This window comes from Pseudomonas sp. GW821-FHT02C04 (genome assembly GCF_059421845.1).
This window is the reverse complement of record NZ_JBWKVT010000004.1, coordinates 60,790-72,049: the sequence shown is the minus strand read 5'-3', so window position 1 is coordinate 72,049 and position 11,260 is coordinate 60,790. Positions and strand designations below refer to the sequence as shown.

Annotated in this window: 5 protein-coding genes; 2 read left to right on the top strand and 3 right to left on the bottom strand. The window is 63.0% G+C overall.

What is annotated here, in order from left to right; genetic code table 11:
- Nucleotides 1-40: 40 nt before the first annotated feature.
- The 3 genes from AC07VV_RS15960 to AC07VV_RS15950 form a co-directional block, all read right to left on the bottom strand.
- Nucleotides 41-7,339 carry an Ig-like domain-containing protein gene (locus AC07VV_RS15960; RefSeq protein ID WP_495036774.1) on the bottom strand — a complete coding sequence of 2,433 codons (7,299 nt, stop codon included), beginning with the start codon at nt 7,337-7,339 and terminating at the stop codon, nt 41-43.
- A 52-nt stretch (nt 7,340-7,391) separates the two neighbouring features.
- Complete coding sequence (locus tag AC07VV_RS15955) at nt 7,392-8,228, bottom strand: sulfotransferase family protein (RefSeq protein WP_282188249.1); 837 nt, start codon at nt 8,226-8,228, stop codon at nt 7,392-7,394.
- A 145-nt stretch (nt 8,229-8,373) separates the two neighbouring features.
- Nucleotides 8,374-9,969: a glycosyltransferase family 39 protein gene (locus tag AC07VV_RS15950; protein WP_495036773.1), complete on the bottom strand. Its 1,596-nt coding sequence runs from the start codon at nt 9,967-9,969 to the stop codon at nt 8,374-8,376.
- 242 nt (nt 9,970-10,211) lie between these two features.
- Here AC07VV_RS15950 and AC07VV_RS15945 point away from each other — a divergent pair, with 242 nt between their 5' ends.
- Together AC07VV_RS15945 and AC07VV_RS15940 are read left to right on the top strand one after the other, a co-directional pair.
- Nucleotides 10,212-10,799 carry a phage tail protein gene (locus tag AC07VV_RS15945; protein ID WP_495036772.1) on the top strand — a complete coding sequence of 196 codons (588 nt, stop codon included), beginning with the start codon at nt 10,212-10,214 and terminating at the stop codon, nt 10,797-10,799.
- Between the two features lie 56 nt (nt 10,800-10,855).
- The gene (locus AC07VV_RS15940; RefSeq protein WP_096823021.1) at nt 10,856-11,167 is read left to right on the top strand and encodes a DUF6916 family protein; all 312 of its coding nucleotides are present in this window, start codon (nt 10,856-10,858) and stop codon (nt 11,165-11,167) included.
- Nucleotides 11,168-11,260: the final 93 nt, after the last annotated feature.

Sequence of the window (11,260 nt, the reverse complement as noted above, 5' to 3'; positions counted from 1 at the left end):
TCGCCCCTAGGTCCCGCACATATTGAGTTGTTGTGTGTTGTCAGGCCGGCATTTCGCTGATGCCGACCTGTTGCAGAGCCGCCGCCAGGTTGTCGACCCGGTGCTGCTCGCTGTCCTTGATCTGTTGCAGTTGCTGGCCCAGGGTCGGCGCGCCGAACACACCGCGCAGGCCTTGAGACACGTCGCCGCCCCGGATCGAGTGGCTGTCGAAAGCGTTCAGTGAATCCCGGTCGGCGGCGCTGTCCTGATTGAACAGACTCGACAGCGTGCTGCTGCCGAACACCCCGCCATCGCCGCCGCCGAATCCGAGGAAACCATGGCCGGAACCGTCACCGCTGCTGTCGCTGCTGGTGAAGACCTGGGCAATGAAACTCGGGCTCAACGCACCGTGGTTGATGAAAATATCGCCCAGCGGACGGATACCGTCGCCGATCACCCGCTGTTCGAACAAAGGTGCGAAGGTCAGCGGTGAACCGAGGTTGCCGGTGGGCGGCGCAAAGATGATCGGTTGCAGCGGCACGTAGGGTGCCGGTGGCTGCACGACCGGATCGCTGCTGCGGAACTCCGGATCCGGCGTCACCACGATCAACGGCGACGTTGGCGTCACCGCCGGCACTGTATTGATCACGTAATTGCCGGAACTGCTGACACCGCTGCCGCTGTTGCCGGACAGATCGCTGACCCCGGCACTGTTGACGCTGATCGCATTGCTGGCGCTGTTGACGTTGGCGTTCGGCGTCAGGGTAGCGGTCCAGGTCTTGCCGCCGTCGCTGCTGCTCAGGTCGGACAAGGTGCCGTTGGCCACGCTGAGGTCCGACAGGTCGAAACCGGTCACCGCTTCGTTGAAGGTGATGATCACCTGCGAGGTCTGGCCGACGCCCAGATTCGGGTTGGCGACCACTACCGTGGCGGTCGGCCGCTCACTGTCGAGGGCATAGTTGTTCGACACCGCCACCGTGCTGCCGGCGTTGCCCGCCAGGTCGGTGACGTTGCTGGTGTCCAGGGCAATGAAATTGCTTGGGTCGGTGACATTCGCGGTCGGCGTGAAGGTCGCGGTCCAGGTCTTGCCGCCATCGCTGCTGGTCAGGTTGCTCAGGTCACCGTTGGTCACACTCAGGTCGGACAGGTCGAAATTGCTCACTGCCTCGCTGAAGGTGAAGGTCACCGTGGTGCTCTGGCCGATGCCCAGATGCGGGTTGGCGACCACGATGTTCACCGTCGGCCGGGTCGCATCGAGGATGTAGTTGTTGGAGATGGCGATGCTCGCGCCAAGGTTGCCGGCCAGATCCTGGACACCTGCGGTGTCGATCAGAATCAGGTTGGTCGCGTCGTTGACCCCGGCTGTCGGCGTGAAGGTCGCCGTCCAGGTCACGCCGCCGTCGCTGCTGGTCAGGTTCGACAGCGCACCGTTGGCGACGCTGATGTCCGACAGATCGAAACCGCTCACCGCTTCGCTGAAGGTGATTGTCACGGTGGTGGTTTCACCGATGCCCAGGCGATTGTCGGCGACCACAATGGTGGCGGTCGGCAGCGCGGTGTCGATGGCGAAGTTGTTGGAATCGGTGTTGCCGATGCCACTGTTGCCCGACAGGTTGGCCACCCCGGCGTTGTTCAGGGTGATCAGGTTGGTGGCGTCAGTGATATTGGCCGTCGGCGTGAAGGTCGCGGTCCAGGTGATACCACCGTCGCTGCTGCTGACATTGCTCAACGTACCATTGGCAATGCTCAGGTCACTGTTGTCGAAACCACTCACCGCTTCGCTGAAGGTGATGGTCACCAACGAGGTTTCGCCGGCCTTGAGCGACGTGTCGGCAACCACGATGGTGGCAGTCGGCACCAGGGTCTGCACCTGGTAGTTGGCCGAACTGGTGGTGCCAGTGCCGGTGTTGCCGGCCAGGTCGGTGATGCCTGTGTTGTTCAGGACAATCAGGTTGGTGAGGTCGGTCACACCGATGTTTGGCGTGAACGTGGCCGTCCAGGTGATGCCGCCGTCGCTGCTGCTGACGTTGCTCAGCGTGCCGTTGGCGACGCTCAGGTCGGAATTGTCGAATCCGGTCACCGCCTCGCTGAACGTGATGGTCACCAGCGACGTTTCACCCGGCCGCAGGCTGGAGTCGCTCATGACAATGGTCGCGGTCGGGCGCTGACTGTCGACCGCGTAGTTGTTGGAGTCGGTGGTGCCACTGCCGGCGTTGCCCGCAAGGTCGGCGATGCCGGTGTTGTCCAGCGTGATGATGTTGGTGGTGTCGGTGATACCGGCCGCCGGGGTAAAGGTGGCCGTCCAGGTGACGCCGCCATCGCTGCTGCTCACCGCACTCAGCGTGCCGTTGGCGATGGTCAGGTCGGCGTTGGTGAAACCGGTCACCGCTTCGCTGAAGGTGATGGTCACCAGGCTGGTCTGGCCGACGCCGAGCGCGGTGTCGGCGACCACGATGGTGGCGGTCGGGCGCACCGTATCGATCGAATAATTGTTCGAATCGGTGGTGCCGCTGCCGGCATTGCCCGACAGGTTTTGAACACCGGAGTTGTCCAGCGTAATCAGGTTGGTGGCATCGGTGATGTTGGTGGTCGGCGTGAAGGTGGCCGTCCAGGTGATGCCGCCGTCGCTGCTGCTGACCGCCGACAACGTGCCGTTGGCGATGGTCAGGTCGGCGTTGGTGAAACCGGTGACCGCCTCGCTGAAGGTAATGGTCACCAGCGAGGTCTCACCGATCTTCAGACTGGGGTCGGCCACGATGATGGTCGCGGTCGGCAGCACGGTGTCGATGGTGTAATTGGCCGAGCTGGTGGTTCCGCTGCCAGCGTTGCCGGCCAGGTCGGCGACCCCGGCGTTGGCCAGGGCGATCACGTTGGTGGCGTCGTTGACGCCCACGTTCGGGGTGAACGTCGCCGTCCAGGTGATGCCGCCGTCGCTACTGCTCACGGCCGTCAGCGTACCGTTGGCAATCGTCAGGTCGGCGTTGGTGAAACCGCTCACCGCTTCGCTGAACGTGATGGTCACCAGCGAGGTTTCACCGGCGCTGAGGTTGCTGTCGGAAAGCACGATGGTCGCGGTCGGGCGCTGGCTGTCGATCGCATAGTTGTTGGAATCGGTGGTGCCGCTGCCGGCGTTGCCCGCCAGATCGGCGATGCCGGTGTTGTCGAGTGTGATGATGTTGGTGGTGTCGGTGATACCGGCCGCCGGCGTGAACGTCGCCGTCCAGGTAATGCCGCCATCGCTGCTGCTGACGGCCGACAACGTGCCGTTGGCGATGGTCAGGTCGGCGTTGGTGAAACCGGTCACCGCTTCGCTGAAGGTGATGGTCACCAGGCTGGTCTGGCCGATGCCGAGCGTGGTGTCGGCGACCACAATGGTGGCGGTCGGCCGCACGGTATCGATCGCGTAATTGTTCGAATCGGTGGTGCCACTACCTGCGTTGCCCGACAGGTTCTGTACGCCGGTATTGTCCAGGACGATCAGGTTGGTGGCGTCGTTGATGTTGCTGGTTGGCGTGAAGGTTGCCGTCCAGGTGATGCCGCCGTCGCTGCTGCTGACCGCCGTCAATGTGCCGTTGGCGATGGTCAGGTCAGCGTTGGTGAAACCGGTGACCGCCTCGCTGAACGTGATGGTCACCAGCGAGGTCTCGCCGATTTTCAGTGAGTTGTCAGAAATGATGATGGTCGCGGTCGGCACCACAGTGTCGATGGTGTAGTTGTTGGAGTTGGTCGTGCCGCTGCCGGCGTTGCCCGCCAGGTCGGCGATGCCGGTGTTGGCCAGGCCGATCACGTTGGTCGCGTCGTTGATGCCCACGTTCGGCGTGAACGTTGCCGTCCAGGTGATGCCCCCGTCGCTGCTGCTGACCGCCGTCAGGGTGCCGTTGGCAACCACAATGTCGGCATTGCTGAAACCGGTCACCGCTTCGCTGAAGGTGAAAGTCACCAGAGTCGTTTCACCGGCCGTGAGGTTGCTGTCAGCGACCACGATGGTCGCGGTCGGACGCTGGGTATCGATGGCGTAGTTGTTGGAATCGACGGTGCCGCTGCCGGCGTTACCGGCCAGGTCAGCGATGCCGGTGTTATCCAGCGTAATCAGGTTGGTGGCATCGGTGATGTTGGCGCTCGGGGTGAACGTCGCGGTCCAGGTAATGCCGCCGTCGCTGCTGCTGACGGCCGACAACGTGCCGTTGGCGATGGTCAGGTCGGCGTTGGTGAAGCCGGTCACCGCTTCGCTGAAGGTGATGGTTACCAGCGAGGTTTCGCCGATTTTCAGAGCGTTGTCAGCCACCACGATGGTCGCGGTCGGACGCTGGGTGTCGATCGCGTAATTGTTTGAATCCGTCGTACCGGCACCAGCGTTGCCGTTCAGGTCAGCGATGCCGGTGTTGTTCAGGGTGATCAGGTTGGTCGCGTCGGTGATGCTGGCGGTCGGCGTGAACGTTGCCGTCCAGGTGATGCCGCCGTCGCTGCTGCTGACCGCCGTCAACGTGCCATTGGCGATGGTCAGATCTGCGTTGGTGAAACCGGTCACCGCTTCGCTGAACGTGATGGTCACCAGCGAGGTTTCGCCGATTTTCAGAGCGTTGTCAGCCACCACGATGGTCGCGGTCGGCCGCGCGGTGTCGATGGCGTAGTTGTTCGAGTTGGTGGAGCCGCTGCCGGCGTTGCCGGCCAGATCGACGACCCCGGTGTTATCCAGGGTGACCAGGTTGGTAGTGTCAGTGATGCTGCCGGTCGGCGTCAGCGTAGCAGTCCAGGTAATGCCGCCGTCACTGCTGCTCAGTCCGCTCAGGGTGCCGTTGGCCACCGTCATGTCGGCGGTGGTGAAGCCGCTGACTGCTTCGCTGAAGGTGATGGTCACCAGCGAGGTTTCACCCGCCGCCAGATTGGTGTCGGCAACGACAATGGTCGCTGTCGGCCGCACAGTATCGATCACATAGTTGGCCGAATCAGTGGTGCCGCTGCCGGCGTTGCCGGCCAGGTCGGCGATACCGGTGTTGTCCAGGGAGATCAGGTTGGTGGTATCAGTGATGCTGGCCGTCGGGGTGAACGTTCCGGTCCAGGTGATGCCGCCGTCGCTGCTGCTCACCGCCGTCAATGTGCCGTTGGCGATGGTCACGTCGGCGTTGGTGAAACCGGTCACCGCCTCGCTGAAAGTGAAGGTCACCAGCGAGGTATCGCCGATCTTCAACGCCGTGTCGGACATGACGATGGTCACGGTCGGCCGTGCAGTGTCGATCGCGTAATTGACCGAGCTGGTCGTGCCGACACCCGCCACGCCGTCGCTGATTGCGGTCACCCCGGTGTTGTCGAGGGTGATCAGGTTGGTGCTGTCGGTAATGTTGTTGGTTGGCGTGAAGGTCGCGGTCCAGGTCAGGCCGCCGTCGCTGCTGCTGACCGATGTCAGCGTGCCGTTGGCGATGGTCAGGTCGGCGTTGGTAAACCCGGTGACTGCCCGGCTGAAGGTGATGGTCACCAGCGAGGTTTCGCCGATTTTCAGGGCTGTGTCCGACATCACGATGGTCGCGGTCGGTGGTTCCACATAGGCGGTATTGAGCGTGCCGCCATTGTTGTAGATCGCCGCGAAGGCCAACGGTACAGAGCCCGTCACGCCGCCGCCCAGTTCCGTACCGCCGGCGCCGCTGCCGGCCGCGTTGCCGCTGATGGCGCTGAAGTTGGCGGCGGTGATCAGTACCGTGCCGCCCTGGTTCCAGATCGCACCGACACCCCGACCGCCGTCGCCGCCGTTCAGGTTGTTGCTGCCCTGGCCGCTGCCGCCACCACCCCCGCCGCCTGCACCGATGTTGTTGCTGATGACCGAGGTGCCGACGATTTTCAGGGTGCCGGTCGAGGCGTTGTAAATGCCGCCGGCCGCGTTGCCGCCGACGCCGCCGACCTTGTCCCAACCGGAGCCGCCACCGCCGCCGCCAATGGAAATGGTGCCGTTGTTGGCCGTGCCGCCGTTGCCGCCGTTACTGTAATAGGACACGCCCACACCGCCGGCGCCGCCGGTGGTCGAGCCGCCGCGTCCGCCCATGTGCGTTGCGTCATAGCCACCGCCGTAGCCGCCGGCGCCACCGCTGCCGGCCTGGCCGCCCAGCGTACCGGTGCCTGGCCCGGCCGTGCCGCCATGGCCGCCGCCCTGACCGCCAAGGCCACCGCCACCGCCGCCACCGCCGCCGTAGTTGGCGCCCGTGACACCGCCGCCGCCACCACCGCCGGCCGCCGCGTTACCCGTGACCGAAACGTTATTCAGGGTCAGGATGCCGGCGTTGAAAATCCCGCCGCCCATGGCGCCGGTTGCGCCGTAGCCGCCATTACCACCGTTACCCGAGACCAGGCCCCGGGTGATGACCAGGCCATCAAGCGTTACCGTACTGCCGGAGGTGATTTCCACCACCCGGGTCTTGTACTGGCCATCGAGCGTGACGTCGGCGACACCGTCGTTGTTCAGGTCGCCATCGACCGTGATGTTCTTGTTGATCAACAATTCCGAAGTGAGCTGCACCGTCATGCTGGTGCCGAAGGTCACGATGTCGCCGTTCTGCGCCGAGGCCAACGCTGCGCGCAGCGAGCCGACCCCGGTGTTCGCGTTGTTGGTGGCGGTCCAGGTGGCGAGGCCCCACTGGTATTCGCTCATCGACAGGGTCGACAGCACGTTGGCGCTCTCGATCTTGCCCGTGGCGATTTCCAGATCCCAGTCGCCGCCCACACCGGTGCGGTTGTTCGATGCCGCCACGTCGCGGCCGGTCAATTGCGCCAGCGAATCGACGAAGCTCAGGCCTCGGTCACCCTCGGCGGTATAGCAGCCGTAAATGAGGATGTCGCCGCCGACGTTCATGTCCTTGCCGATTTCCGCCAGTACCGCGCTGCGCTGCGCAACGTTGTCCGCCGACAGGTAGCTGTTGCCGAGCCACAGGTCTCCGGCGTTGCCGTGGGCGATGATCTGTACCGAGCTGACGCCCGAGTGCTGGTCGAGGTAATCGGCGATCTGCTGCAAACCATCCTTGCTGGCATCGAGCTTGACCACTTGCGTTCCGGGAGCGACACCTTTGAGCAGGCTGTCGGCATCCTTGACCCTGGCATCGACGAACACCACGCTCTGGCCCGGTACCGCGACAGGGCTGGCGGCAGGCGTGGCATCGGCCTGGCCGTGGGTGTCCTTGCTGGCGACCGGATGATCGGCCGTCGGCGCCTTGGCTGCATCGGCGGTGGGGTGGCTGTCGGCCTGGGCGGCTGTATCAGCGACAGTGGCCGCGACGGCGCCGTCGAACAGCATGCGTGGTTCCAGCGACATGATCAGCGGCGCAGCCAGCGTCCGTTGCCCTTCGGTTACCCGCGACTTTTGCTTGCTCCACCACATGTTGCTCACCCGGACTCGAACAGTTGTAACGCATCAATGAAAAACGCCGCAATCAACTGATCGCGGCGTCGGACTTCATACGAATGACATTGGCAGCGCTGGCTGAGCCATCGAGCCAAAAGGACAAATCGGCGTATTGCTTGAACAGGTCCGGCGGCAGAATCGTGCGCCGGGACTGCAGGGCGACCTTGGGTTTGACCTTGTGCAGGCCGGCCACGCCAAGGGCCTGGTCGAACTCTGGCGCGTCGTAGGCCAGGTGCTCGAAATCGTGCTCGAACCAAGGCTCGCCAATGAAGTCGTAGACCAGCCGCAGCACGCGCTCCGGGGCCTGGGTCAACAAGTCGTAATCGACGATCAGCAGCGAATCGGCGTGCTCGCCGTAATAGGCTTCCTTGAGCGCCGCCCAGGCGAATCCCACCAGACGGTTGCGCTGGGCCAGGGTTTCGCAGCGGCTGTAGACCGTGTTGCGCTCGACGGCATCGCCGAACAGCTTGGTGTTTTCATAGGGGTTGGCGCGGTACAGCCGTTCCAGGCTGTCCATCACCCAGGCGACGTTGCGCACGCAGGCAATGACTTTCGCTTTGGGAAACAGGTCGCTGATGGCCGGCAGGCGTGAGCTCCACTGCCGATTGGTGTCGAACACCACCGGTTTGTCGGCCTTGTCAGCGTAGTAGGAATCGAAGAGCCCGCGCAGCAGGCGACGGCGCATCTCGGTGTCGATCACCGCGCCGAATTCGCTGCCGGCGCTGCATTGTTCAAGGACACCGGAGAACAGTGCGCCGACCGGGCTGGTCATGCCGGCATGAAAACGCGGGTTCTGCAGAAGGATCGCAGAAAGCAGGGTCGAGCCCGAGCGCGGCAAGCCGGAGATAAAGTGGAACTGCTGCATCCCTTCACCGTATTTGTAAGTCCCTTTGTCCGACGAGCGTAGTCCAACAATACCCTTTCGACTAGTAGTGTTTTGATATCAAAATAGAGCAAAACGGATTATAAAAATCCGTTTTTATCGCGAATAAAAAGGTGAAGCGTTTAAGTCATCTGGCTTCTGTTTCTTGCGCGGTTTTCAACGAAAACAGTCGCGCTTTCGCTCCACCGGCGTGGGTCTGATCACGCAATTCCCAGGTCGGCGGCAAGGGTACGAATGGATCGGGTACATCCACGTCCAGATCGCCGATCAACCAGACTCGAGCGCTGTCCTTCGGCAGATCCCCCAGCCGATCCAGATAGACCTCATCGGACACCAGCGTGCCGAAACCATAGTGGTTCGGACGCGTCGAACGGCCATCGGCGGCGGGCGGCGTATACAACCGGATCTGGGCATCCGTGCGGTTGTAGTAGACGTAGCTCAAGTACCAGAGCATGTCGCTGGTGACGATCCGGTCGCCGCTGACGAAGTGGCGGTTGATGTGATCGACCATGACATTGAACTGGTCGTTCGGATCGACCGTCGCGTTGGTGTTCACCCCGATCATCTCGACCCCGATCAGCGATACCAGCACCGCTATCGCGAGCACACGAACACGGCTGTACAAACGATCGATGGCCAGCCCCGCCAGCATCGGCAATCCCAGCGCATAGGCTGTCAGATAACGCTCGATAAACACCGGGCTGATGAAAGACACCGCGAACACCAGCAGCAACGGCACACCGGTGTAGAGCGCCAGCAGCACGCTGCCATGATTCACGCTGCGGTCGCGGGCAACGGCCACGCCCGCCAGCACCAGCAAGGCCAGCGGCACACCGCCGAACAGCAATAGCGGAAGATGGTCACCATCGTTCTGGATCAACCACAGCCAGATCATCGACGGCAGTGAGGACAGGGTCACCGGATCTTCCCAGCCGACATCGCCACCGGCCTTGAGCTCTTCCATGTGTTGCATCAGACCGAGCAGGTTCGGCAGCCATGGCAGGTAGAGCACGACAATGGCCAGGTTGGCCAGCCACCAGTCCTTGCGCTGGAGATGCCGCAGGCGATAACCCGGCAGCAAGCGGATCAGCCCCAGATACAGCCAGTGGCTCAGCGCCGCCAGCACGGCGAAATAATGGGTGTACAGCGCGGCGGTCATCAGCAGCGCATAGATCAGCAGATACCGGCGACGCTGCGGGCGCCTGATCCAGCAGATCAACGCCAGGGTGGTGCCGATCAGCAGCAGGCCGAGCAGCGAGTACATGCGCACTTCCTGGCTGTAGCGCACCGCCGTCGGCAGCAGCGCCAGCAGCACCCCGGCGATGATCGCGGCGCGGCGGGTGGCCAGACGGTCGACCAGGCACACACCCAGCCCGACCGTGGCGATGCCGGCCAGGGCGCTGAGGCTGCGGATCGCCAGGATGCCGTCGCCGAACAACCCGATCCAGCCATGCAGCAGCATGAAGTAAAACGGCGGATGCACATCGAACGCCGCATGCTCCCAGATGCCGCCCAGCGAATAGTTCGCCAGCAGCAGGCTGGAGCCTTCATCGCCCCAGATCGCGGCAGCGGTCAGGTCATAAAAACGCACGACCGTCGCCAATAGCAGAATCGGTATCAGCCACTGCTGGCGAGCCCAGCGCAGCAAACGCCGGACACCGGCATTCGGTGCGGCAAACGGGTCCTGGGTATCCCCCAGCGGAGTCTCGCGACGCGCTTCCATCAACCTTCCCTTACGGTATTCCGAGTAAAAAAACAGCGCCATTCATTGCGCACACTGTAGGCCAGAGCTGAAGCCGACGCGCGGCCACGACGACGTCCGGCAAGTCCGTCGATCCGGGTCTACGCTACGGCTTGGCGTGACCTGCCCGCGCAAATGGAAGGAGTCAGTGAAGCGTTTCGACCTGCCCGGCAGTAGAGGCTACCGCGCGGCGCGCCGACCACATAACAGAAGGATGAGGAACCATGGAAGTCTTTATGGGTACGATTCAACCGTTCGCCTTCAACTTCGCTCCCAGCGGCTGGGCCTTGTGTAATGGACAAATCCTGGGCATCTCGCAATACCAGGCGTTGTTTGCCTTGCTGGGTACCTACTACGGCGGTAATGGCACGACCAACTTTCAGTTGCCCAATCTGCAAGGTCGCACGATGATCGCTCAGGGGGCCGGGCTGGGGCTGACGCCACGTGTCATCGGTGAAGTGTCCGGTACCGAAAGTGTCACCGCCACCATTGCCAACATGCCCAATCATACGCACGCCATGACCGGTCTCACCGCCAATACGGCCTTGAAACTGGCCGTACCCGCGAGCAATCCGGCGACCACGCCAACCGCCACCAACTCCTACATCGGCGCCTCCGGTGGCGGCCCAGGCTCGGCGAATATCTACTCCGACGCCCAAGGCGCCACGCCGATTCCGATCAAAGGCCTGACCACCACCGTCACCGGGGACATTTCCTCTACCGGCGGCAGTCAGCCGCTGGGCATCATGAACCCCTTCCTGGTCCTCAACTTCAGCGTTGCCCTGAACGGCCTCTTCCCTTCACGCAACTGAACAACCGCCGGGGGCTTCGGGCCCCCGGCCGCTTCTCTCGTCACTGGAGTCAGACCATGCTGCAAGCGGTTCAGATCCAACACGCCCAGGCATTGCTGGGACAACAACACACGCTGCACCTGCCGGACGGCACAGCGCTGCCGATTCAGATCGAATACCTCGAAGAAGTCCCTGCGGCGAAAACCCGCTTCAGCGAACGCATGCCCTTCTGCCTCGAATTCAACAGCCTGGTGCCGACCGAGTTTGTCGACGGTTTGTGCGCACTGGAACTGCCGGAACTCGGGCGAGTGGAGGACATCTTCGTGTCACGGGTGCCGGCGATGGGGCGAGATCCGCAATTGGGCTACTTCTGCATTTCCTTCAACTGATGCGCTACCGGCGCCCTACAAAATCCGCGCGAAGCCCTGTAGGAAAAAGATGTAGGAACAAGGTCAGGCCCTTGTAGTCCGGGCACTTCAACC